Here is a 23,191-nt window from a genome sequence, read left to right as displayed (position 1 = left end):
AGAAGATAAGATCGCCATTCTTTTTTGAATGCAAGATCTCCGACTTCTTCAAGAAGTCGGAGATCTGTCCTAACTAGCTATATAAAAATTGGGAAGAAGAAAAATGTAGGGTGGGCAGTTCTCACGACAGAAGGTTCAACCGATCGACAGATCGATCTATTCTCACATAAACGGAAAAATATCGTCACCCGATTCAGTAATAGTTCGACTGGTTTTAGCTAAACCTAGATCGATCGCTAGTAAATCAATACCATCAATTAACAGAGAACGAAAAACTTCAGAGATTGCTAAATTCTCATAACAGTGAAATCTGAGATCGGCATCTGCTTGAAATTTAGTTAATGCAGCATTTAAAGGTGACATAACTCGATAAGCAGCCTCAGCTTTCTCGATCGCTACAGGTGGAATAGATTGAGAATTTCGCAAAAAAGCTAAATCGATAAGATCGCGGGAATGAACGCTAGGATCTGCATATCGGTCGGCATTAGCTAATAATTTACTCGTAAAACAGTCAGTGATGCTCAAACATTCAACTGGCGACCAACTCGGTTGACGTGGTGAATCTAGTTCAAATCGAGATTCGGCAATAATCTCAGTTTTAATCGGGATGCCATCGACAACAATTGCCATTCTAATCCCATATCGATCGGCAGTAAATCTGGCGATTTCTAAATCGGAATTATCCTTTAGTAAAATCCGAGGATTTCGTTGGCGGAGCCTCTCCCCTGGAGAATCGCTAATCGTATTCCGTAACTTGCGATAATCGGCTCCCAAAGAACAGATAAAGTCAATATCGTTACTAATGCGATATTCTCCGAGATCTAATGAGATGAGGGTGCCGCCACCAAAATAAGCCCGACATTCACTCAGGAATTCACAATTTAAACTCTCTAAAACACGATAAATTAATTGATGATGACCGATCTCAAATTCCATAAGTTCGCCTAATAACCAAGATTTGCGATCGGCAGCGAGTTGCTTAATAAATGTCAACTCACTAGGGGAAATATCCGTAATATAACGATATTGTCACCCCCGTTCGTAACTGGCAAGCATTTCTAGTTGAGTCAATCGGTAAACATCAGCAATTTGCCAGCCGAGAAATTCTAGGAAGGGCAGTTTGGAAGGCTGAATAATATTCATAATGATTTACAACATTCTCGCGCTGAAAATGATTAAAATCTTAACTGCTAGCTCCGATTGAGTTTTTCAGATGTTTTGAGAAATACGCTTTTGTGCATCTGTTAACTTCTCTATCATCTCAGTTAGATCGAATGACCATATCTTATCATTTTTTCCATTAGTTCGAGGATATATTTCTAATATAGGATTTTCAGTCTCTTGGGAAATTTCACCCCACTGTTCATCTTCACACCACAGTTCGGCAACTAAATTATCTCGATCGGGAACACTTGCAATTTGTACTGTTATTTTCATATTTAAGGCTCGATAATAAATTTGGGATGAGTTCGGGTTACAATAGAGGTAGGCTCGACCCAATCTAACAATTATGACTTCTCAGCTAGAATCAATAATCCAGCAAGCTGCTCAACTAGATCGAGATGAAAGAATTGAGTTAATTACTCATTTGGCTAATTCGCTTCATTCTAGTAACGATTCCGATTCAGAGTCAGTTTTGACCGATCTTCAACAATCTCAACTCAATCGATTGCGATCGGAGATCGAGATTGGATTAGAACAGGTAAAAGCGGGTAAAACTGTCGATGGAGAAACAGTTTTTGCCAATCTGCAAGCAAGAGTCGATGGTTACAGAGATCTAGATGCGATTTTTCGATCGAAATAGCATATTTTTGAGTATTTATGATGTGAGAATTACTAGAAACCTAGCTGGTGGTCAGTTACCACCCTACAATCCTAAATTTACTAATGTCAATAATTCAATCGATTGACTGACATTGATTGACTGGCATTAAACCGATCTTAGTGGGTAAACGACAGAATTTCTGGGCACATTAATAGCATATCGCCTTGTTTTTTATCAGAACCACTATGAGCTTTGGATCTCGGTTAGCAATTGGCATCGTTGCGATCTTTGGTGCTATCGGTTTTCTAAAGACGGCTCTTAATCCGGTTGGGGTACGTGCCCCATCTATAGTCTTCCATGGAATGGCAGCACTTTTTACTTTTGTGGCGATCGCCTGCTTTGTCCCAAAAAGTCGTCCCGTGACCTTGCGCATCATTGGTTCAGCTATTTTCTTCGCGTTCTCTAGCTATGTTATCAGTAGTTTCGGTACTGATAATTTTGGACGCGCACTTAAAGCATTTGGCTGGTGGGGTCCACCTTCTGGTTACTTAGCGATCTTAGGAAACTATCCTAGTTGGGGTAAAGGTGCGGCAGGTATCAATGCCAAGAATCGTCATCGCAAATAGAAAAAAGTAGGGTGGGCAGTGCCCACCACATACATTTCAGCCGATCGAACCCAATCTAATAATCTAGCCCAAGACCCAATTCACCAAAGTTCTGACTGGATGACCCGTCGCGCCAGCGTTATTCACGCCATGCTCCTTGTCGCTCCAAACTGGCCCAGCGACATCTAAATGCGCCCAGGGGGTGTCTTTGACAAACTGCTTGAGGAACAGAGCTGCCGTAATCGAACCGCCACCACGGGGGCCAGTATTTTTGAGATCGGCGATGGGTGATTTGATGCCGTCGAAGTACTTATCGGCTAAGGGCATTTGCCAGAAGTTTTCACCTGCGAGTTCGGCTGCTGCCAGAATTCCGTCGGCTAAAGACTTGTCGGGACTCCATAAGCCAGAAATATCGTCGCCCAATGCGACGATACATGCACCTGTGAGGGTAGCGAGATCGACGATCGCATCTAAGCCCAATTTATCGGCATAAACTAACGCATCGGCGAGGGTTAACCGCCCTTCTGCGTCGGTGTTGTTGATTTCGATCGTTTTGCCGTTTGATGCTGTCAGGATGTCGCCAGGGTGCATGGCACGCCCGCTAATCATGTTTTCAGTGACTGCACTAATAAAGTGAACTTCGACATCGGGTTTAATTTGACCGATGGCTTTGGCAGCACCAAACATCGCCGCAGCACCACCCATGTCCATTTTCATGGTTTCGATGCCGCTTCCCGCACCTTTAATATTCAAGCCACCAGAGTCGAAGGTTAAGCCTTTACCGACGATCGCAATTTTGCGGCGGGGCGTACCTGCTGGTGTATAAGTAAGATGGATGAATTTTGGTGGCATTTCCGAAGCTTGCGCTACGCCTAAAAATGCGCCCATGCCTAAGGCTTCGCATTCGGCTTGTTCTAAGATTTTCAGTGCGAACCCATAATCTTTAGACATCTGGAGGGCTGTTTCTGCCATGCTCATCGGCGTGACGAAATTTGCAGGTGCGGCGACTAGCTCCCGCGCCAAAATTACCCCGTCGGCAATTGCCTGCGCTGTGGCAATCGCCGCATCGTTCCCAGCGGAGTCGAGCAGGTGAATTTCAGCTAGTTTGAGCTGATTTTCGGGTTTGACTTCAGATTTAAAGCGATTATCTTGGTGCAGTGCGAGGAGTAAACCTTCGCTAATAACTTGAGTTGTTGTCGCACCATCGTTATTCCAGACGGGAAGAGCGATGCCTAAGGTTTTGGCTTTTTCGCGTTTGGCGGCTCTGGCAATTGTCGCGCCAGCTTTGCGAAAAGTGTCTAGTTTGACATCCGCAGCTTTGCCCAAACCGACGAGCATAATTTTCTGAATTGGGGTATTGACACCGACACGAGTTACCGCGCTGCTAGATTTAGCACCTTTAAATTCAGTCTCAGTTATCAGTGCTTCGATAACGCCTGCCAATTTAGTATTAAGTTCGGCAAGATCGCCACTAAGTTCGACAGCATCTTCATAAAACCCAATCGCCAATAGATCTCCAGTCCATTCTAGACGTGGTGTAGCGATCGCTTTAATATCCATATTTACGTTCTGTAGGGGTAATTTCAATCGTATGGGGGAGTTTTGCACTCAGAGCTTCCCCATGTTGACTCGACGAGCGAGTCTGACATCACTCTAATTGTAGCAATCCTCAGCAGTATCCCTTTTCGACGATGCCGTGGTAAGTCAGGTTGAATCTAGTAAATCGGGTCACAAATTATCGATGCCCGCACATCGGTATAAGATAATGCATTTTTTTGCAAACTTAGTCAATCTGCTGATGTACATTCGATCGAATCGTCGGTAGAGTAACCTCAAACACGATTGCGTATTACAGATACCGATCGCATCTAAAGGGTGTTGACAATATGGCAAATATTACTGGAACAGACGGCGCAGATATCTTGCAGGGAACGAGTGTAGATCCTCTTGTAGTCCCACCTCCAGGCGGCTCCAGCGATAGTGGTCGAGATACTATTAACGCACTCGGCGGTGATGATGTTATCTTCGCAACGACTGGTGAAGATACCATTGATGGTGGCGGTGGCAATGACATTCTAGACTTTAGTAAGACAAATAAAGACATTTTCTTGTCCGATAATGGTCTAGGTTACGACAATGTTAATTTTTCGAGACGAGAAGCCCCAAGACCTTCGGAAGAAGCCGTTTTGGGTAGCATATCTAATCTTGAAACTATTGTTGGTAATCCCAATCGATCGAATACTATTAATGACTTTCGCCGCTCTAGAGGTATTACTAGTAATACTAAAGTCGATCTAAATTTAGCAACCGGACAAGCTACCTATTTTGGTTTACCGGGCGATACTCCAGTAACTTATAATTTCCAGAATTTTGACAATATTAACACTCCCAATAGTCAGGGCACATTCGTTGGCAACGATCGCAACAATCAGATTGCGGCTGGTAATGGTAGTGTTATTATCGGTTCGAGCGGTAACGATGAATTATCCGGTCAGGCGATCGCAATGGGGCATATTATTTAGGTAATGGCAGTAATGACTATGCCAGCATTACCGATTTTAATCTTACGCGCGACTCGATCGATGTTGGCAGCCTGAGGGATTATAGTTTAGCTTTTGATGGTGCCAATACGATCGATTTATTCGCTGGTAAAGATGCCAATACTCGCGATCTAATTGCTAAAATTCAACTCGCCGATTTGAATATTTCTTCATTCAGTAAGTCCACGAGTTCGGGCGAGGGAACGATGTCTGTTAATACTTCAATTATGGGTGGCGGATCTGGTACTAATATCGATACAATCTCATCTCAAATTGATATCCTCTCTGGTGCTAATTTTACTACCGATGTAGTTATCTAAGCGGTTGTTTTAAAAGTAAATTTTGTTACCTATACGTCCTAAAGCCCCCTTAAAAAGGGGGTTGGGGGATTTAGATCTCAAAACGAAGTCTAATAGACTTGTATATACACCGTAGCCTTGAAAAGGGGTACTTTAAATTGTTCTTCAACTCCCCCGCTCCCCGCTCCTCATGCACCAATGGCATTTTACGGTCACAGAAGATCGCACTTTACCCCCGCTATTACTTTTACATGGCTGGATGGGTAGTTGTGAAGATTATTGCGAGGTAATTGAGCTGTTAAGATCGAATTTTTATTGTATCGCGATCGATCTACCCGGACATGGTAAAGCGCAGACGATTGACGAGGAATCGGGATATAATTTTATCGATACCGCCAGGGGAATCGTTCGGTTGTTAGACGATTTAAAAATAGATTGTTGTACGATAGCGGGTTATTCTTTTGGCGGTAGATTGGCTTTATATCTCGCGCTCGAATTCCCAGATAGATTCGATCGAGTTATCTTAGAATCGACATCTCCAGGATTAGCAACTCAAGCACAGCGACAAGCTAGAATTGCTAGCGATCGTCAAATTATCGATCGATTAATAACTGATAATTTTGCTGAATTTGTCAAAGATTGGTATCGACAATCGCTATTCGTCGGTATAGATAAACATCCCAATTTCCCCGATCTAATTCTTCGTCGAATTGCAACTAATCAACCGATTAATCTAGCTCGATCGTTACAATTCGCGGGGTTGGGAATGCAGCCATATTTAGGCGATAGGTTGAAAACTGCAACTGTGCCGATCTTATTAATTGCTGGCGAACTCGATCGTAAATTTGTGGAGATCGATCGCATCATCGTTCGAGAATGTCTGACTGCTATTCTCAAAATTGTCCCCAATTGCAGTCATAATATCCATTTTCAACAGCCACATACTTGGATCGATTTATGTTTTAAATCCGAGCCATAATCTTTTTAAAGATAAACCACAAAAGCCGATTACACATCCTGTCATCAGGAGTGGCAACAATGGAAAATCTCGACGAGTTTCGATCGTTAATGTTTGAGCATTTGGATCGCTGATGAATGCCGAAATCCGATCGAGCTGTGCTTCGATTTGGGTGGTGGCATCTCCGTTCCAATTTCTAGTCAAAGGAATTTCTTGGCGGTCGTTAGTAATTAGCCCAATTCGATATTTTCCTCTCGATTGTCGATCGACAATTTCGACTCCCGCCAGTTTTTGTTTGGGAATTTCGACCTTTCTAAATCTACCTGGATATGGTTCGCTAGTGATGTTACAGATAACTAGCTCCGGGTTGGGCTGACATTTTAGAGTGACTGTCTCCCAATACATAACCACCATCAGGAGGCACCAGCATAGAGAAAAAGATCCCAGCAGTGTAGTGCTAAATAATTTTCCTTGCCAAGATAATCTTTGATTCATCTGTATGTAGTTGGACTAAATCGCTTCACTATTACTTTATACCTACTGTGCTGATAAATCGCCAGCCGATTGTCTTAGTCTTCAGGATGCGATCTAGTTATTGAATCTACAGGCGTTGTCTGTCGATCTGTCGCGATTGCCAAAGGCAGGTTTTCAACCACCACAGATGGCGATGCCGTCGAGATCTGCATCGAACTATCATCAACAATTGGTACGCCTGTTAGTTGGCTCCAGATATAATCGCGCTGATTGATTAATAAGATGCTCACCAACGTCAGACAAACGCCACACCATTGGAGCAAATCTAAACTTTCGCCTAAAAATAAACTCCCGAATAATAAAGCAAATACCGGAGTCAAAAAAGTCAAAGAACTCAGACTGGTGAGATTGCCCTGCGCCGCAAAAAAGAAAAATAAACCATAAGAGATCGCACTCCCAAATATCGTAGAGTAAGAGATCGAAAGCCAATCGTAGTTAGTCAGTGCCGTCCATTGGTTAGACTCTAGATAAAACGAACCAACCGCTAATGGCATCCCGCCGAGAATCATGTGCCAGCCCGTCGCCACGACCGGATCGACATATTTGGTGACAAATGGCACTAAGATCGTTCCTACCGCCATTGAGAGGGCAGCTAGGAGCATTAACCATTCTCCCCGATCGAACAATCCAGCCAGATCGAATTGACTCGTCAATGGACTAGTTGCAATTTGACTCAACCACTCAATCGGTAGCCCCACGCAACTAATTCCAATCACGCCCAATACCAAACCGCAAATTCCAATCGCGCCAATTCGCTCTTTAAATAACCATGCCGAAAGTACCGCCACCGCTAACGGTTGCGAGTCGATGGTTACCGAACCCAAACCCGCCGTAGTTCTCACCAATCCGGCTGCTAAAAAGCCTTGAAATAACGTGCCGTCGATGAGGGCAAATACCCCAATCCACGCCCAGGCTTGCCAGCTTTGTGGTTGTTGCCGTTTGGAAATCGCCGTAGCAATCAAAACTAAAATCCCCGCAGGCATTAGTCGCATTACTGCCATAAATAAGGGCGTGGTATGAGGCATCACACCTTTCATCGCCACCATTGCCGTACCCCAAAGGAAAAAGGGCAAGACCAATAAAATCGGTGTTAAGCTGAGTAAGGATGAGGACTTGTTTGACTGCATGAATACTTAGAATTGCGGCTCTTAACAAATTGTATATTTTCTTCACAAACTCTGCTAGTTGTTTAGGGAATAGGGAATAGGGGATAGTGGATAGTGTTTGAACACTCCCCGTCTCCTTGTCTCCCACCTCCCATCTCCTAACTATGTTCTGGCCGTTCAACCAAAAAGCTACCAAACAAATCGCCCGAATTGAAATTGCTGGGGCAATCGGTAGTGGTACGCGTAAGGCAGTTTTGAAGGCACTGCGAGAAGTTGAAGAGCGTAAATATCCGGCTCTATTACTGCGAATCGATAGCCCCGGCGGGACTGTCGGCGATTCTTACGAAATTTATCGGGCACTCCAACGGCTGCAACCCAAGGTCAAAATCGTCGCTAGTTATGGGAATATTTCGGCTTCTGGGGGCGTTTATATCGGGATGGGTGCGCCGAACATTATGGCAAATCCTGGCACCCTCACGGGCAGTATTGGGGTGATTCTGCGCGGAAATAATCTAGAGAAGTTACTCGATCGGGTGGGCGTATCGTTTAAGGTAATTAAATCGGGGCCATATAAAGATATTTTATCGTTCGATCGGCAGTTGACCGCACCTGAGGAACAAATATTGCAAACGCTCATCGATAGTACTTACGAGCAATTTGTCAATACAGTGGCAGAATCTCGCCATCTCGATCCCGCAACGGTCAGAACTTTTGCTGACGGACGCATTTTTACGGGCGAACAGGCTGTAGAATTTGGAATGGTCGATCGACTGGGTGCGGAAGAAGATGCCAGACTATGGCTGGCAGAATTAGCCGGGTTAGATCCAGAAAAAGCGAAACTTCAGACGATCGAAGAACGCAAGCCACTGTTAAGTAGAATATTACAAAGCCAATTTTCTGGGTTGACAACAGTAGTATCGGCAGCAGATTGGGTACAATTTGAAATGAGTACTAGCGGACAACCATTATGGTTATATCGTCCCTAGTCAGGATCGATATTTAACATTTTGGGGAGGCGACGGCGTGGAGTGGCAGATGAGAGCGATTCGAGGGGCGACGACAGCAAGTGAAAATACGGAGGCATCGATCGCGATCGCTGTGACCGAGTTACTGCAAGAATTAGAATATCGCAATCGGATCGATCCCGATCGCATCATCAGTGTCATTTTTACGGCGACTAAAGATTTAGATGCCGTTTTTCCCGCCGCTATCGCTCGCCGCATCTACCCCAATTGGCAAGATGTCGCTTTAATGGACGTTCAACAAATGCACGTCGAAGGTAGTCTCCCCCGCTGCATTCGGTTTCTAATTCATGCCCATCTCCCCGCCGATGCTAAAGTTTATCATCCTTATCTACGCGGCGCGAGTAATTTACGCCCCGATCGGAGTTTGGTGAGTTAGGGATTAGGTGTTAGCAATTAGTATTGTAGGTTGAGTAGCGCAACACGAAACCTAACATCAACACCAGGACACAAGCGTCCTTAAAGCCCAAAACCTAACACCTAACACCTAAAGCCTAAAGCCTAATCCCTAACCCGATTTGCCCGTAATTGCCCACAAGCGGCTGTTGCACCTAAGCCTTTGGAATAACGCACGCTGACGGCGATGTGTTGATGTTCGAGTACGTCTACAAACGCTTTGATATCTCTGGGTGTGGGTCGATCGAAATCGGCATCGTCGATCGGGTTGTAAGGAATTAAGTTAACATGAGTTTGAAAGCCGCGCAGTTGGCTGGCTAATTCTGCGGCGAGTTTGGGTTGGTCGTTTACGCCTGCAAGTAAAATGTATTCGACACTCAACCGTCGTCCGGTAATTTGAACGTAATCTCGACATTCGGCTAGTAACTCACCGATGGGATAATGTTCGGCGGTGGGGACTAATTTAGTGCGGAGTCGTTGAGTCGGCGCGTGGAGACTGACGGCGAGGGTAACTTGCAGCTCGTGTTCGGCGAGTTCGTGAATTTTACCAGGAATTCCCACTGTCGAAATGGTAATCGATCGCTGGGAAATTCCGATATCTTTATTGAGGCAATTGACAGCTTTAACGACATTAGCTAAATTAGCTAAGGGTTCGCCCATGCCCATAAATACCACATGACTGACGCGCTCTTGGAAATCTTCTTGAACTGTCAGCACTTGATCGATAATTTCATGCGGGTGGAGATGGCGCGTAAATCCACCCATCCCTGTCGCGCAGAAGGTACAAGCCATCGCGCAACCAACTTGCGAAGAGACACACACCGTCAGCCGTTTCGCCGTGGGAATGCCAACAGCTTCGACAATTTGTCCATCGTGGAGTTTGAGTAAGTATTTGATCGTACCATCGCTAGCGACCGCCCGATCGTGAATGGTCGATCGACCGATCGGGGTTTCTTTGACAGTTTCGCGCCACTGCTTAGAAAATACGGTAACATCAGCTAAGGATTTTGCACCCTGTTGATAAATCCACTGATATAATTGTTTGCCCCGATAGGCTGGTTGTCCTTGTGCCTGTACCCATGTAGTCAATTCTGCTAAACTCAAGCCGAGTAGAGGGGTAGCCGTGCTTTGAGTGTTGGGTTCTAAAGTAGTGACAGACATGTTGTGGAAGAGTTATGGTTACGAAAGGAAGCGAACTGGGGAATACTATGACAGAGCAACGCGCATCTACAATCTGGTGAGATCCTAGTCAGCCAACCATTGAGTTAGTGCTACTACCTCTAGGTCGAAATCCTATTCTAACTGAATAGTTTGTCTTGCTGTCACCATGATTTAAATTTCTGCTCGATCGACTCTCTACTGACAACAATTTTATAACAACGTTCGATCTGCTCGATCGATACTAATTCTTTCCATTCATTCAAATAATAATTCTTATCCACTATCCCCTATTCCCTATCCCCTCTTATGGCTAGATCGATCGAACAAGTCGGACAAGATTTACATCATCTTCAGTCAGCTAGTAGTAAACTAGGTACAGAACTAACTGCTGCTTATCAGAGTTATTTTGCAGGTTTAGCACTAACACTCAAGCAACAGTCGATTCAAAGTTGTTATCATTTGTGTACGACTTGTTATCCAGATGATTTTTTAAAATTGAATTACAATCAGCGGGCGCAATTACTAAAAACTTTGCAACGAGTCATTGGTAATGTTATTGCCAATTTAGTAGTTCAGCTTAATTCGCCTGGTGGTAATAACGATAGTGATGACGAACAGACAGGTGAATTAACCTCTATGCCAATTATGCCGATCGACTGGTTTGCAACTCCGACATCGTTGGTAACTTGGCACCAGAATATCGAATCAGAAATTACGCATAGTTTAAAAGAAATTTCTTATAAAGTTAATCTACTTTTGCAACAGGCACGAATCATGCCAGCAAATATTCCTAAGCCGATTTTAGAAGCAAATAATGAAGCCGATCGACAGGGTGAAAGTACGGCAAATATTCCAAATTTATTAAGTATATTCATCGAGCAAGATTTGAATGAAGAGCAAAGTGCTGCCGAAGGATCGAAGACTAGCTTGCAAAATGGTACCGATCGATCTTTGGGAATGAACATCGACTTAGACGAAGAAGATTTTTCACGGATCGTGCAAATCCATAGCCTCTATATGCGATTGACAGAAGTTGAATTTTCTGATGTTAACGTTTTAAGCCTACGGAAAAACATCGAGAAGTTAGTAGATAAAAGTAAAATGCTGCGACGTGAATATCTTCAAAAACAGCAAGAATTAAAAATCGCCGAAGCTGAATCAGCTTGGCGGAATAGTTGGTTTGAAGACTAGTAACTTTCGGTAATTGTTTACGTTTAAGTACAGATCGATGTCCGACGCACCAGACTGGTTGAGAATTCAAAAAGCTTTAGCCATCGAAGCAGAGTACGGTTATACCGATTTAGTCGGGCAACAGTACCGCTTCGGTGAATTTTTGTGCTTGAGTTTTGGGAAACCACCGACACATGCAACATCTAAAGATCGTCAACATTGGCGCGAATTAGCTTTTGAATTTGATAAGTATCACGCTCTGACTTTAATCGATCGTAAGTTATTAATTGCTAAAGCTAGTGAGTTTTTAAAAATTGCTCAGCAAGTCGCAGCGCAGCATAGCACTCAAGCACCAGTTAAGTTAGTTAGAGCGAATGAATCTCGCGCTAATACTACCCCCAGTGCAACTCCACTGAGTCCTAAAATTTCGCTACCGACAATTTCTACGACTCAAAGCAATTCTAATTTAACACTCGATCGCTACCTCCGCGATCTGCCCCAATTAGGAATTCGCAGAGCTGAAATTTTGGCTAGATTGGGATTATTAACCGTTAAAGATGTTTTATATTACTATCCCCGCGATCGTATCGACTATGCCAAACAGATAAACATTATCGAACTAGAACCCGGTACCACCGTCACGCTCGTCGGTATTATTAGAAAAATCAACTTTTTTACCAGTCCTAAAAACAAAAAACTCAACGTCTTAGAAATTACCATTAAAGACGAAACTGGCAGCCTCAAAATCAGTCGTTTTTATGCCGGGACTCGTTATAGCAATCGCGGTTGGCAAGAATCATTAAAACGTAAATATCCCGTTGGAAGTTGGATTGCCGCATCGGGATTAGTCAAGCAGGGTAAATATGGCATTAATTTAGATAACCCCGAAATTGAAGTCTTAGCAGATAGTGAAGCGAGCATTTCTTCGCTCAAAATTGGGCGCATATTGCCAGTTTACCCATTAATAGAAGGTGTATCTGCCGATATCGTCCGCGAAGCAGTAGTGACAGTTTTACCTGCGGCGAAGTTATTAACAGATCCTCTCCCCACAGTAGTACTGGAACAATATGGCTTGATGGGCTTAGCCGCATCGATTCAGAATATCCATTTCCCTGAAGATAGCGATACTGAAGGAGCCGCCAGACGCAGACTAATTTTTGATGAATTTTTCTATCTCCAATTAGGCTTCTTGCAACGCCGCCATTTATTACGCCAGACTCATACTCAAACCATCATCAAACCGACAGGAATATTAATCGACAGGTTCAAAGAACTGCTACCATTCCAACTCACCAACGCTCAACAGCGAGTCGTGAGTGAAATCTTAGAAGATATCCAACAACCCGCACCGATGAATCGGTTAGTACAAGGCGATGTCGGTTCCGGTAAAACCGTAGTCGCCGTTATGGCAATTCTCGCCGCCATTCAATCCGGCTATCAAACCGCACTCATGGCTCCCACAGAAGTTCTCGCCGAGCAACATTATCGCAAACTCGTCGGCTGGTTTAACCTCTTACATTTACCTGTAGAACTCCTGACAGGCTCCACCAAAGCCGCCAAACGGAGACAAATATATAGCGAATTGGAGACAGGCGAACTCTCGATCGCAGTCGGCACACATGCTTTAATTCAAGATAAGGTCAACTTTCGCAACCTCGGCTTAGTCGTCATCGACGAACAACATCGCTTCGGCGTATTCCAACGCGCTAAATTGCAGCAAAAAGGCTCCCAGCCTCACGTCCTCACCATGACAGCCACACCAATCCCCCGCACCCTCGCCCTCACCCTCCACGGCGATTTAGACGTAAGCCAGATTGACGAACTACCAGCCGGAAGACAACCGATTCAAACTAACGCCGTCAATAGCCGCCAGCGCAGCCAAGTTTACGAACTCATGCATCGCGAAATCGCCCTTGGGCGACAAGTATACGTCGTTTTACCCCTCGTCGAAGAATCCGAAAAACTCGATCTCCGCGCCGCCACCGCCGAACACGAACGATTAGCCACCGAAGTATTCCCCCAATATCAAGTCGGCTTACTCCACGGGCGGATGGCTTCAGCAGATAAAGATGCCGCACTCGGAGCATTTCGCGATAATGTCACCCAAATTATCGTCTCCACCACCGTCATCGAAGTCGGCGTAGACGTACCCAACGCCACCGTCATGCTCATCGAAAACGCCGAACGCTTCGGCTTATCCCAACTCCACCAACTACGCGGGCGCGTCGGGCGGGGCGAACATCGTTCTTATTGCCTACTGATGAGCGGTAGCAGTTCGAGCAACGCTAAACAACGCCTACAGGTGCTAGAACAGTCCCAAGATGGATTTTGGATCTCCGAGATGGATATGCAATTACGCGGCCCAGGGCAGGTTCTAGGCACCCGTCAATCGGGGATGGCAGATTTTGCCTTAGCTAGTTTAGCAGAAGATGGCGAGGTGTTGACGATCGCGCGCGATGCCGCCGAAAAAGTCATTTTACAGGATAAAGATCTAAGCCGATCGCCACGATTGAAAGCGGAGTTAGATTATCGCTTTAATAAGTTAATGGGCGGAAGTATCTTGACTTAACATCGCAAATGATTTCTCAATCTAGTGCCGTTCGCGGGTGGTAAGATCGGCAGAATTGAGGCACTAAATATCGATTTTCAGGAATGACGAGTAGTAACGACGATTCAAACGATACGATTTGGGTATATGGATATCATGGCACCAGCCGCAGTCGCGCCGACAAAATTATTGCCGAAGGTTTTCAACCCAGCACGAATGGATATGATTGGCTAGGTACGGGAGTTTATTTTTGGCAGGATGCACCCAATCATGCGCTGCATTGGGCACAGAAAATGTACCGACACGAGCCAGCCGTAATCAAATCCAGGTTAAGACTGGACAAAACATGTCTCGATTTGCTAGATATGGCAGATTTCGAGAATCCTGATTTTTGGATGAACAGCTATAATGGATTTACCGCAATTTATCAGAGGATAGGGGCAGTATTGCCAACGCAAAACCCCGATATCCCCGGCAAACGTTACCTAGACTGTGCATTTTTTGACTACGTTAAAGTCTCATTATCGAAACAAAGGTCGATTGGAGCGATAAGATCTGCATTTGTAGAAGGAAAAAGAATTTTTCCAGATTCGGCGATTTTTGATAAGACTCATGTTCAAATTGCAATTGCGAACGTCAACTTAATTGAGTACTCCTGTATACATCAAATTTGATGAGTGATTAAAATGCCAATAGATCCCAGAGAATTTAAAAGACTAGTCACCAATCACTTTGCGACTGTTACTGACGAAGAATTTTTGGAGAATTTACGAAAATCTTCGCCCTACCTTTTCACAGAAAAATCAGAAGCAACAAAAGACATTCAGATCTCAGACACGTCCGATCTGATTTCAAATAATTGCAACTCAATAATCGATCGACAAACCCTAGAAGAATTTTGTCCAGAGCTTATCGCAGCAGAGATCGATGATTCAGAATTGACTAAAATTGAAAATACAGAAATTTATCAACAAGCAAAGCAACAAAATAAGTTGGAAATTGCTCCTAAACTTTTGAAGAAAGGAATGAGTATTCAAGAAGTAGCTGAAATCCTAGAATTGGACGTGCATCTTATCGCTAAATAGATGCCAAATATTATTGTAAATATAAAAAATGTTAGATATAGATAAATCCGAGAAAATTTTAGAAAATTATTTTGCAAACGTGACTCAAGAGCAGTTTGCAATAGATTTAGAAAAATACTGTCTAGAATTAGTTGAAGCAGAGTCAGCTAATTCAGGCTCAGAGATATCTAAAAATACAGAAATCGATCGCTTTATAGTCAGAATTAAAAATAATACAGATTGCTAAATTTCTGTATTAATAATAACTTACTTAGCAGCGATCGGCATTCGCCAACCCGTACCAAAAGCTCGATCGGTTATTTTCAAACCGGGGGGAGCTTGACGGCGTTTGAATTCGGCACGCTTGACTAGCTTGGTTATTTTCTCGACTACTTGCGGATCGTAACCGCGATCGATTATTTGCTCTGGGGATTGATGTTCGCAGACGATCGCATCTAAAATAGCATCGAGGATTTCATAAGGTGGTAATGAATCTTGGTCTACTTGTCCGGGTTTTAATTCCGCGCTGGGTGGTTTAATAATAATATTATGGGGGATAACTTCGCGCGATCGATTCAACCATTTACAGATCGAAAATACCCGCATTTTAGGCACGTCGGCAATGACAGCTAAACCACCATTCATATCACCATAGAGGGTACAATAACCTACCGCCATTTCAGATTTATTGCCAGTTGAGAGCAGTAGATGTCCGAATTTATTGGAGATCGACATTAATAATGTCCCACGAATCCGCGATTGGATATTTTCTTCGGCTAGTCCAAATTCAGTACCTGTAAATAGGGGATCTAGAGTGCCATCGAATCCCTGCATTAAATCGCCAATGGGGATAGTTTCGGTGTTAATTCCTAGATTAGCAGCTACCGCGATCGCATCGGTGACAGAATGCGATGAGCTATAGGTAGACGGCATTAATACGCCCAAAACTTTGTCGGCTCCCACCGCTGCGGCGGCTATTGCGGCGACGAGTGCGGAATCGATGCCACCGCTCAAGCCTAAGATTACTTTTTGAAAACCACATTTGCTAATATAGTCTCGTACGCCTAATACTAATGCTTGCCAAATTTCGGCATCGTCACAGTCGGGTTGGGGCTGAATTTTACCAGGTTTCAAGTCTTGTTTAATCTCATCAAATTCGACGATAATTAAGTCGCGATCGAATGATTCACCCCGACAAATTAGTTCGCCCGATCGATCGAATCCCAAGCTACAACCATCAAAAATCAGGTCGTCATTTGCCCCAACTTGATTGACATATAATACCGCTCGATCGTATTTAATTGCGGTATGTTTTAACATTGCTGCGCGTAGCTGTTGCTTGCCCACACAATAGGGTGAAGCAGAAAGATTGACCGATAGATCGATATTGTGTGCGGCTAATTCAGCGATCGGATTTACTAAATAACTACGTTTACCCCAAAAGTCTTCATCATTCCACAAATCTTCACAGACTGTCAGCCCGACTTTAATATCGTCTATGGTGAAGTAATTTGCCTCGCTACCGGGGGTAAAGTACCGATTTTCATCAAAGACATCATAAGTCGGTAACAGTCGCTTGTGGAAGATATTCTGCACCTTTCCAGCCGTTAGTAAGGCGATACTATTAAATAATGGTTTGCCACCCATAACTGTGAAGTTAGGATTGGGGGTAGCTAGCCCGATTAATACGTGTAAATCTGGCGGTAACTCTGTTGCTAACTGATGGAGGGTTTGCTCCATTTCGGTAATAAAGTGAGCGTTAAGTAATAAGTCTCGCGGTGGATAGCCACACAAGGATAATTCGGGGGTGAGTAATAGTTTTACTCCTTGGGTGGCTACTTGGTGGGCGGTTGTTAAAATCTGTTGGGCGTTATTTTTTAAATCGCCAATGGTGGGATTGAGTTGGGCTAGTGCTATTTTCATGATATTTTTAACCGCAGAGACGCAAAGGACGCAGAGAAATATATGATTGAGAAATATCAGATCTGTAGGGGCGGGTTTATGCAACTAATAACGATTGCACCAGAGATCTAATTCAAACCCGCCCAACCTCACTAATATCTAAATCGATCGACATAACCAACGTGATTTTTTCACGCTCTAGATGGTGGGCATTGCCCACCCTACTTAACTAATCTTCTGTCCTACAAATTTTCATTATTTATATAAGCTTATATGTTAAGTCCTAATCTGTTTGAAGGCATTCAATATGATAGCGATCCTTTCTGGGTTGTTAAAGAGTTTTTAAATACATTAAGCGGTCATTATTTTTATTGGGGTTTAAATCATGTCACTAACGGTCAAGGTTGCGGAACTGAACATGCTGGATGTGTATTTCCAACTGATGGAAAAGACGAAGATGAAGAAATACATGATGGGGTTTATTGCTACTACTTTGATGATAGCGTTGTAATCTCAGAAGAAGACTTTAGAAGCATATTAAAGGTTGCATGTGAAAGGTACATTTTTATTTATCCAAACTGTGTTGATAAAAAACATATTCAAGCAATTATCGACAAAATGAAATAGGTCAGCTCAAAAGTCCCGATAGGGTGGGCATTGCCCACAAATTTAATTATGATTGCTCTAGCCATATAAATATCATCAATTTCAAACAAACAACAATGGCTTATCTTTTAACGGCGCAAATGCCACCGGATCGAAGCGATATAAACTAGCCGGACGACCGCTACCGCGCGAAGATTTAATACCTGTTTCTTCGAGGAATTTGAGTTTAATTAATCTATTTCTAAAGTTAGAATAATCGGAGAACGATTCACCGAGAACGGTTGTATATAGTTGGTAAATATCGCTGAGAGTAAAGAGTTCTGGTAATACATCAAACGCGATCGGACTATATTCTAGTTTATTCCGCAGGCGTTGATGTCCGTATTCGATAATTTGACGATGATCGAAGGCAAGATCGGGTAATTTGTCGATCGGATACCAAGCAATTCCGCCGACTCCTGTGGCAATTAATTCGGCTGCTTCGTATCTAACTAAGGCAAAATAACTGACAGATAAATATCGAACGTCATAACTATCTACTGCTTCGCGCGGATCGCGTCCGGGGCCGCCAAAGGTATATAATTGTTCTAAATAAAGGTTGTCAACTTTGATTTTTTCAGAAAGGATGCGATCGGCAGCAGCTTCTAAGGCTTCACCTTTTCTAACTAATGTACCGGGCAAGCACCAAGCACCTAAATAGGGTTCATCGTGACGCATTACTAAAAGGATGAGTAGACGATTTTGCTGGGTATCGATCGAGAAGATAACGTTATCTACGCCAACTTTAAAATCAGCCAGCATCTGTTTATTTGAGTTTCGTTCTGTCGCGGGAGTCATTCGGGTTTTAGATTTGAGATTATCGTTACAGATTAATGAATTTTATCTTGCCACTGGCTCTATTTAAGAACATTATTTATCGAGTATAAATTGTGGTTTTGAATATATGTAGCTACGCTCGGAGCTATGCCTTGAATGGAGTGACTATTTCTAATGGCTGTAGAAGAAATAGCTGGTGTCGATAAAGGTGCGATCGCAATTTGCGCTCCGAGATCTTTGAGGCGTTGGAGATCGGTTGGTTCGATTTTATTACCAGTGCGCGGCACGATTAATAATTTAACTCGATCTAATAATTCGCTAGCGCGGTACCATTGTGGTAATTGGGTAATTAAATCTGCGCCGATGGTAAGAATAAATTCACTATCGCTCCAAATTTTTTGAGCCGTAATCAAACTTTCAAATGTCCGCCTACTACTCAAACTGCGGTAAACTTGGGTGGATCGATTTACTGGTGGCTCAATTTCTGATATCAATAACTCTAGCATTTGCGATCGCTGTTCTAGTGATGCGCCATGCTCTTTATATGGATTATCTGCCGCCCATACTGCGACGAGATCGAATTGCGATGCCAACCAAGTAATTATCTGTTGGTGAGCAATAGTCGGCGGATCGGCACTGGTGCCAAATAGGGCAATTTTCATTGGATTATTGGATAGGGGATAGTGGATAGAAATAATTTTAGAATATCTTTGAATAGCGCAGATCTAAATCCCCCAACCCCCTTGGAAAGGGGGCTTTTAAAGTCCCCTTTTTAAGGCTACGGTGTATACACAAGTTGGATAGACTTCGTTTTGAGATCGGAATCCCCCCTAACCCCCCTTTTTAAGGGGGATTATGCGAGACAAGACAGGGGGATTCCCATTAATTCTTGGGTGAGTTTTGCTAATGCTGGTGAGATCGTCACTGGGGATAGTCCATCGTAATTAATATCCCGAATCTCGACAGGTAAACTAGCTACATTTGCATCCGTACGCTTTCTAATCGTGGCTAAATCGTCATCTGGTTGAAGCCGATTGCCATCGCTCATCACTAGCTGTAATAAACCCTTGCCCTCACTGGCTAAACCCAAAATATCTCCGGTAAATTGTCCCGATCGAGCTTGACGAAAAATCTGTTTTTTGCTAGAGTAGGTCATCTTATCTGTCGATCGCTTCATTGTCGGAATATTATCAATCTCCACTAATTTATACACCCCATTAACTGGGTTGCCAGTTACTAATTTAGTCCCCAATCCATAACCATTAATCGGTGCTCCTGCGGATCTCAATTTGGCAATCTCCCATTCATCGAGATCGCCACTGGCAAAAATATCGACATTTGGTAAGATAGATTTAACTTGTTTGGATAAAGTTATTAAATCTCCCGAATCCAACCGAATCCCCGATAATTCGATTTCTCCTGCCGCTACTCGTTCGGCTAACATTGTAGCTGCGGCGATCGAATCATAGGTATCGATAAGTAGTGGTGCGCCTGGAAAATAACGGTGAAAAGCTTCAAATGCCGCTGATTCACTACCTGCCTTCGCGCCGATTGCCATGACTAGGGCATGTGCCATCGTACCGCTCGGTTGACAACCTAATTTTAGTGCAGCTAACACATTTGAAGTTGTATCCAATCCACCCGCAATCGCCGCTCGTGCCGCCCAAATCGAAGCTTGAGGGCTAAATGCCCTCCGGGTACCAAATTCGAGTAAAGTGGCATCCGCACCTGCAACATCTCGCAACCTAGCGGCTCTAGTCGCAATTAGGGTTTGATAGTTAATGGTATTGAGCAGGTAAGTCTCAACAATTTGAGCCTGCCATAAAGGTGCTTCAATCCGCAAAATCGGCTCGTTGGCAAAAATCGCCGTCCCTTCTGGTACCGCCCACACGTCGCCTGTAAACCGAGCGGTGGCTAGTAACTCCCAAAATTTAGCAGGGGCGTTGTCAAAAATGCCTGTGGCTTGTAATTGGGCAATGAGATCGGGGCGAAACTGAAATCGTTCGAGATATTCTAAAGCTTGCGCCAATCCCATCGCGATTAAATAACCGAACCCTTTTGGTAGTTTCCTGACAAATAGCTCAAAACTAGCCACAGATCGATCGAGCGATTCGCCCACATAACAAGCTGTCATCGTCAGTTGGTACAGATCGGTTAAGAAGCCGTAGTCTTCATTACACAAGGATGATATCGATGTCGATCGTGAGAGGTTAGTGCTGGTTGGTGTAATTACAGAATTCATCATTTACTCAAAATAGGCTTCTTCTATTATGGTATTTGTTACCATAATATGTCAAGGGCGATTTATGCCCGATCGATTTTGAGTGGAGTGCGGGGGAAGTAAGGAGTACGATTTCTTAAAATCCAAAGCCTATCCCCTTTACCCTTTACCCTTCTTCCCTAAAACCTAAAGCCTCAAACCTAATGCCTAAAGCCTAAAACCTAAAAGCTATCGATCGAAATGGTATCAGAAGTGACATTCAGGGGTAATATGATAAAGATATGCATCATGTACTGTTGTCATAAAAGTCAACAATGCAGTTACTAACTTCGTCAATTACGATTGGATAATTACGTAATCGATTTCCCGAAGTAATGCTAGTGTTTAAAATGTAGTGAAACTGCCAGCGATCGGCCTCACAACCACCGCCATCCACCAGCATAGCCAGCAACTGCGTTCGGATACTTGAGTGTTGCTAGAATTGTCGGAAAATAGCACCCGCGCACAATCTCCCGTAAGTTAGCAATAATACAAATTTAATAAATGAATATGTTCTTGGGTGGAGGTAAATTAAACTATATGGAATTTTCGATCGCCACGCTGCTATCGCATGTTAGTCCGGAGAAGTTAGTTACCCCAAAAATACTAGAAAAGAAGTTAGGCTGTGAAACTCCCGCAAGTGTGGATCAGTTGGATCTGGCTTTAGAATTACTCGAAAAAATTGGCATCTTGGTAAAAGAGAAGGGCAAATTTCGGCGCGAACTAACAGATACAATTGTCGAAGCGAAGCTACGCTGTTCGAGTAAGGGGTTTTGCTTTGCGATTCAAGATCGAGAAGGTGCCGATGATATTTACATCCGCGAAAGTCATCTCAGCAATGCCTGGAATGGCGATCGGGTGTTGATCGAAACGATTAAAGAGGGGACTAGACGGCGCAGTCCTGAAGGTGCCGTCAAGCTGATTTTAGAGCGGGCTAATCCTTCGGTATTGGCAAAAGTCAAACGGTTAGAAACAGGCGAATATCGGGCGATTCCCTTAGACGACAGGCTGTTATTTGAGTTAGATGTGACTACTAACGGTCATCATCCCACCAACGGAGCCGAGCCGATCGAACTCGACAATATTCTCGATCATCTGGTACATGTCGATGTCTTGCGTCATGCGATCGGGCAAGATTTACCGACAGGCAAAGTCACTAGAGTGCTGGGTACCACTACAGAGTCAGCCGCCGATATCGATATTGTCACCTGCAAACACGATCTGCATCAAGCCTTTCTCCCCGCCGTAGAAGCTGCTGCTGCCAAGGTTACCAAGGGATTTAAAGATCCGATCGCGTCAAAACGCATGGATCTGACGCAATTGCCCACAATCGCCGTCAGCACGGAATCAGGGCCGATCGACAGCGCGCTGTCGATCGAGCATTTAGAGGGGGATATCTGGCGAATGGGCGTACATATTGCCGATATCGCCAGTTATATTACTGCCGACGACAGACTCGATCGTGAAGCCCGCAAACGCGGTACGGCAGTATATCTAGGCGAAAATATCATTCCCCTCTTGCCTGAGGCGGTACATCAAAATTGTGGATTCGTGCCGGGAGCCGATCGCTTGGCGATCTCGGTATTTCTCTCGCTCAACGAGCGCGGGGAATTAATCGAATTTAACATCCAACCCAGTCGGATTCGGCTCGATTGGTTGCTCGATCCGACGCAGATCGCCACCGTCTTGACAGGCGAACCCAACGAAATCGACCCCCAAGCGATCGAAATTATCAAACCGATCTGGACGACAATTGCCCCCGCTTTCAGAGCGCAGCGACAATCTAGGGGGGGTCTGGAAGTAGATCTGCTCCAGAAACAAGCCCCCTTTGCCGATGAAGGCAGATTGGGAGTCATTTTCTTAGACGATCCGCAATCGTTACTTACCGATGTGATGGTGATGGCAAATTACGCGATCGCCTCTCACCTTCAAGCACTCCAAGTACCGGGGATTTATGCCGTTCAACACAATCCCGAACTGGTAGAAGTCAACGATACAATTAAGCTAGCAATCAATCTCGGCTTAAACTTCGAGGGCGAAGTCGAAACCGAAGTCAGCGTCGCCGACTTACAACGCTTGAGCCTCCAATTTCCCCAATCGCCAGTGCCGCAGGTACTCAACTACCTGTTCAAATCGTTACTCAAAACGACGGTATATAGCACGGTACCGGGCACTCATTTCGGACTGGCGATCGAAAATGGTTATACCCACGCCGTCTCGCCTCTGCGTCGCTATCCCGTCATTTTAATTCAGCGCGTACTGCACGTAGTTTTCGCCAACGGACGCGATCGCAAAACCTCCCGTGCGAAGGAAATACTCGACTTAACCAGTAGTAGCTGCCACGGACAAATCACCTGGAATGTCCTCACACCAACAGTTCAGCAAGACTTAGAAATGCAAATTGCCGGATCGATCGCTCATCTGAACGATCGTACCAAA

23 protein-coding genes are annotated in these 23,191 nt (G+C 44.2%); 13 read left to right on the top strand and 10 right to left on the bottom strand.

Annotated elements, in window-relative coordinates; all coding sequences use genetic code 11:
* Positions 1-162 precede the first annotated feature (162 nt).
* Both RMO79_RS21820 and RMO79_RS21815 read right to left on the bottom strand, forming a co-directional pair.
* On the bottom strand, positions 163-993 hold the full coding sequence (locus tag RMO79_RS21820) for a nucleotidyl transferase AbiEii/AbiGii toxin family protein (RefSeq protein ID WP_310485366.1): 831 nt from the start codon (positions 991-993) through the stop codon (positions 163-165).
* Between the two features lie 216 nt (positions 994-1,209).
* A complete protein-coding gene (locus RMO79_RS21815) occupies positions 1,210-1,437 on the bottom strand; it encodes a hypothetical protein (RefSeq protein ID WP_310485365.1) in 228 nt (75 codons plus the stop codon).
* A gap of 73 nt (positions 1,438-1,510) precedes the next feature.
* Between RMO79_RS21815 and RMO79_RS21810 the strand changes: the two genes are divergently transcribed.
* Together RMO79_RS21810 and RMO79_RS21805 are read left to right on the top strand one after the other, a co-directional pair.
* Positions 1,511-1,804 carry a hypothetical protein gene (locus RMO79_RS21810; protein ID WP_310485364.1) on the top strand — a complete coding sequence of 98 codons (294 nt, stop codon included), beginning with the start codon at positions 1,511-1,513 and terminating at the stop codon, positions 1,802-1,804.
* Between the two features lie 206 nt (positions 1,805-2,010).
* Positions 2,011-2,391, top strand: a complete 381-nt coding sequence (locus tag RMO79_RS21805) for a hypothetical protein (protein ID WP_310485363.1) — start codon at positions 2,011-2,013, stop codon at positions 2,389-2,391.
* 63 nt (positions 2,392-2,454) lie between these two features.
* On the opposite strand, the gene RMO79_RS21800 is transcribed toward RMO79_RS21805, so the two are convergent.
* Positions 2,455-3,930 (bottom strand): leucyl aminopeptidase, encoded by a 1,476-nt coding sequence (locus tag RMO79_RS21800; protein ID WP_310485362.1) that lies wholly within the window; start codon positions 3,928-3,930, stop codon positions 2,455-2,457.
* Between the two features lie 326 nt (positions 3,931-4,256).
* Here RMO79_RS21800 and RMO79_RS21795 point away from each other — a divergent pair, with 326 nt between their 5' ends.
* Together RMO79_RS21795 and menH are read left to right on the top strand one after the other, a co-directional pair.
* Positions 4,257-4,892, top strand: coding sequence for a hypothetical protein (locus tag RMO79_RS21795; protein ID WP_310485361.1), 636 nt, complete (start codon positions 4,257-4,259; stop codon positions 4,890-4,892).
* 507 nt (positions 4,893-5,399) lie between these two features.
* Positions 5,400-6,188 carry a 2-succinyl-6-hydroxy-2,4-cyclohexadiene-1-carboxylate synthase gene (menH, locus tag RMO79_RS21790; protein WP_310485360.1) on the top strand — a complete coding sequence of 263 codons (789 nt, stop codon included), beginning with the start codon at positions 5,400-5,402 and terminating at the stop codon, positions 6,186-6,188.
* Here the strand turns inward: menH and RMO79_RS21785 are convergent.
* Positions 6,165-6,662 (bottom strand): hypothetical protein, encoded by a 498-nt coding sequence (locus RMO79_RS21785; RefSeq protein WP_310485359.1) that lies wholly within the window; start codon positions 6,660-6,662, stop codon positions 6,165-6,167. The two genes, menH and RMO79_RS21785, sit on opposite strands and share 24 nt — an antisense overlap.
* A 74-nt stretch (positions 6,663-6,736) precedes the next feature.
* Positions 6,737-7,828 (bottom strand): DMT family transporter, encoded by a 1,092-nt coding sequence (locus RMO79_RS21780; protein ID WP_310485358.1) that lies wholly within the window; start codon positions 7,826-7,828, stop codon positions 6,737-6,739.
* 143 nt (positions 7,829-7,971) lie between these two features.
* Here RMO79_RS21780 and sppA point away from each other — a divergent pair, with 143 nt between their 5' ends.
* Entirely contained in the window at positions 7,972-8,793 is an 822-nt protein-coding gene (gene sppA, locus RMO79_RS21775) for a signal peptide peptidase SppA (protein WP_310485357.1), read from the top strand.
* A gap of 49 nt (positions 8,794-8,842) precedes the next feature.
* On the top strand, positions 8,843-9,208 hold the full coding sequence (gene aroH, locus RMO79_RS21770; protein WP_310485356.1) for a chorismate mutase: 366 nt from the start codon (positions 8,843-8,845) through the stop codon (positions 9,206-9,208).
* 122 nt (positions 9,209-9,330) lie between these two features.
* Here aroH and rlmN read toward each other — a convergent pair whose 3' ends face one another.
* Positions 9,331-10,386: a 23S rRNA (adenine(2503)-C(2))-methyltransferase RlmN gene (gene rlmN / locus RMO79_RS21765; RefSeq protein ID WP_310485355.1), complete on the bottom strand. Its 1,056-nt coding sequence runs from the start codon at positions 10,384-10,386 to the stop codon at positions 9,331-9,333.
* A gap of 306 nt (positions 10,387-10,692) precedes the next feature.
* Between rlmN and RMO79_RS21760 the strand changes: the two genes are divergently transcribed.
* The 5 genes from RMO79_RS21760 (at position 10,693) to RMO79_RS21740 (ending at position 15,415) form a co-directional block, all read left to right on the top strand.
* Entirely contained in the window at positions 10,693-11,577 is an 885-nt protein-coding gene (locus tag RMO79_RS21760) for a hypothetical protein (RefSeq protein ID WP_310485354.1), read from the top strand.
* 37 nt (positions 11,578-11,614) lie between these two features.
* Entirely contained in the window at positions 11,615-14,125 is a 2,511-nt protein-coding gene (gene recG / locus RMO79_RS21755) for an ATP-dependent DNA helicase RecG (protein ID WP_310485353.1), read from the top strand.
* 83 nt (positions 14,126-14,208) lie between these two features.
* Complete coding sequence (locus RMO79_RS21750; RefSeq protein WP_310485352.1) at positions 14,209-14,778, top strand: hypothetical protein; 570 nt, start codon at positions 14,209-14,211, stop codon at positions 14,776-14,778.
* Between the two features lie 3 nt (positions 14,779-14,781).
* Positions 14,782-15,189 (top strand): hypothetical protein, encoded by a 408-nt coding sequence (locus tag RMO79_RS21745; protein ID WP_310485351.1) that lies wholly within the window; start codon positions 14,782-14,784, stop codon positions 15,187-15,189.
* Positions 15,190-15,217: 28 nt separating this feature from the next.
* Complete coding sequence (locus RMO79_RS21740; protein ID WP_310485350.1) at positions 15,218-15,415, top strand: hypothetical protein; 198 nt, start codon at positions 15,218-15,220, stop codon at positions 15,413-15,415.
* Positions 15,416-15,435: 20 nt separating this feature from the next.
* Here RMO79_RS21740 and RMO79_RS21735 read toward each other — a convergent pair whose 3' ends face one another.
* A complete protein-coding gene (locus RMO79_RS21735; protein ID WP_396136655.1) occupies positions 15,436-17,091 on the bottom strand; it encodes an NAD+ synthase in 1,656 nt (551 codons plus the stop codon).
* 252 nt (positions 17,092-17,343) lie between these two features.
* On the opposite strand from RMO79_RS21735, the gene cdiI reads away from it, so the two are divergent.
* On the top strand, positions 17,344-17,697 hold the full coding sequence (gene cdiI / locus RMO79_RS21730; protein ID WP_310485349.1) for a ribonuclease toxin immunity protein CdiI: 354 nt from the start codon (positions 17,344-17,346) through the stop codon (positions 17,695-17,697).
* An 81-nt stretch (positions 17,698-17,778) separates the two neighbouring features.
* On the opposite strand, the gene RMO79_RS21725 is transcribed toward cdiI, so the two are convergent.
* The 3 genes from RMO79_RS21725 to RMO79_RS21715 form a co-directional block, all read right to left on the bottom strand.
* The gene (locus RMO79_RS21725; RefSeq protein ID WP_310485348.1) at positions 17,779-18,513 is read right to left on the bottom strand and encodes an NrtR DNA-binding winged helix domain-containing protein; all 735 of its coding nucleotides are present in this window, start codon (positions 18,511-18,513) and stop codon (positions 17,779-17,781) included.
* Between the two features lie 59 nt (positions 18,514-18,572).
* On the bottom strand, positions 18,573-19,154 hold the full coding sequence (locus RMO79_RS21720; protein WP_310485347.1) for a nicotinate-nucleotide adenylyltransferase: 582 nt from the start codon (positions 19,152-19,154) through the stop codon (positions 18,573-18,575).
* Positions 19,155-19,345: 191 nt separating this feature from the next.
* Positions 19,346-20,734, bottom strand: coding sequence for a nicotinate phosphoribosyltransferase (locus RMO79_RS21715; protein ID WP_396136656.1), 1,389 nt, complete (start codon positions 20,732-20,734; stop codon positions 19,346-19,348).
* Between the two features lie 522 nt (positions 20,735-21,256).
* Between RMO79_RS21715 and RMO79_RS21710 the strand changes: the two genes are divergently transcribed.
* A partial coding sequence (locus RMO79_RS21710) for a ribonuclease R (RefSeq protein WP_310485345.1) occupies positions 21,257-23,191 on the top strand: 1,935 nt, incomplete at its 3' end.

This window comes from Chamaesiphon sp. VAR_48_metabat_403 (assembly GCF_031422475.1).
In the GTDB taxonomy this organism is placed as follows: Bacteria; Cyanobacteriota; Cyanobacteriia; order Cyanobacteriales; family Chamaesiphonaceae; genus Chamaesiphon.
Note: the sequence above shows the minus strand (reverse complement) of the source record. Positions and strands in the feature narration are given on the sequence as shown.

Bases quoted from the DNA above. Each gene is read 5' to 3' on its own strand.
- rlmN (WP_310485355.1), bottom strand. From the start codon at position 10,386: ATGTCTGTCACTACTTTAGAACCCAACACTCAAAGCACGGCTACCCCT.
- cdiI (WP_310485349.1), top strand. From the start codon at position 17,344: ATGTTAAGTCCTAATCTGTTTGAAGGCATTCAATATGATAGCGATCCT.
- RMO79_RS21725 (WP_310485348.1), bottom strand. From the start codon at position 18,513: ATGACTCCCGCGACAGAACGAAACTCAAATAAACAGATGCTGGCTGAT.
- RMO79_RS21760 (WP_310485354.1), top strand. From the start codon at position 10,693: ATGGCTAGATCGATCGAACAAGTCGGACAAGATTTACATCATCTTCAG.
- aroH (WP_310485356.1), top strand. From the start codon at position 8,843: ATGAGAGCGATTCGAGGGGCGACGACAGCAAGTGAAAATACGGAGGCA.
- RMO79_RS21785 (WP_310485359.1), bottom strand. From the start codon at position 6,662: ATGAATCAAAGATTATCTTGGCAAGGAAAATTATTTAGCACTACACTG.
- RMO79_RS21750 (WP_310485352.1), top strand. From the start codon at position 14,209: ATGACGAGTAGTAACGACGATTCAAACGATACGATTTGGGTATATGGA.
- recG (WP_310485353.1), top strand. From the start codon at position 11,615: ATGTCCGACGCACCAGACTGGTTGAGAATTCAAAAAGCTTTAGCCATC.
- RMO79_RS21795 (WP_310485361.1), top strand. From the start codon at position 4,257: ATGGCAAATATTACTGGAACAGACGGCGCAGATATCTTGCAGGGAACG.
- sppA (WP_310485357.1), top strand. From the start codon at position 7,972: ATGTTCTGGCCGTTCAACCAAAAAGCTACCAAACAAATCGCCCGAATT.
- RMO79_RS21715 (WP_396136656.1), bottom strand. From the start codon at position 20,734: ATGAATTCTGTAATTACACCAACCAGCACTAACCTCTCACGATCGACA.
- menH (WP_310485360.1), top strand. From the start codon at position 5,400: ATGCACCAATGGCATTTTACGGTCACAGAAGATCGCACTTTACCCCCG.
- RMO79_RS21805 (WP_310485363.1), top strand. From the start codon at position 2,011: ATGAGCTTTGGATCTCGGTTAGCAATTGGCATCGTTGCGATCTTTGGT.
- RMO79_RS21780 (WP_310485358.1), bottom strand. From the start codon at position 7,828: ATGCAGTCAAACAAGTCCTCATCCTTACTCAGCTTAACACCGATTTTA.
- RMO79_RS21815 (WP_310485365.1), bottom strand. From the start codon at position 1,437: ATGAAAATAACAGTACAAATTGCAAGTGTTCCCGATCGAGATAATTTA.
- RMO79_RS21720 (WP_310485347.1), bottom strand. From the start codon at position 19,154: ATGAAAATTGCCCTATTTGGCACCAGTGCCGATCCGCCGACTATTGCT.
- RMO79_RS21800 (WP_310485362.1), bottom strand. From the start codon at position 3,930: ATGGATATTAAAGCGATCGCTACACCACGTCTAGAATGGACTGGAGAT.
- RMO79_RS21740 (WP_310485350.1), top strand. From the start codon at position 15,218: ATGTTAGATATAGATAAATCCGAGAAAATTTTAGAAAATTATTTTGCA.
- RMO79_RS21810 (WP_310485364.1), top strand. From the start codon at position 1,511: ATGACTTCTCAGCTAGAATCAATAATCCAGCAAGCTGCTCAACTAGAT.
- RMO79_RS21735 (WP_396136655.1), bottom strand. From the start codon at position 17,091: ATGAAAATAGCACTAGCCCAACTCAATCCCACCATTGGCGATTTAAAA.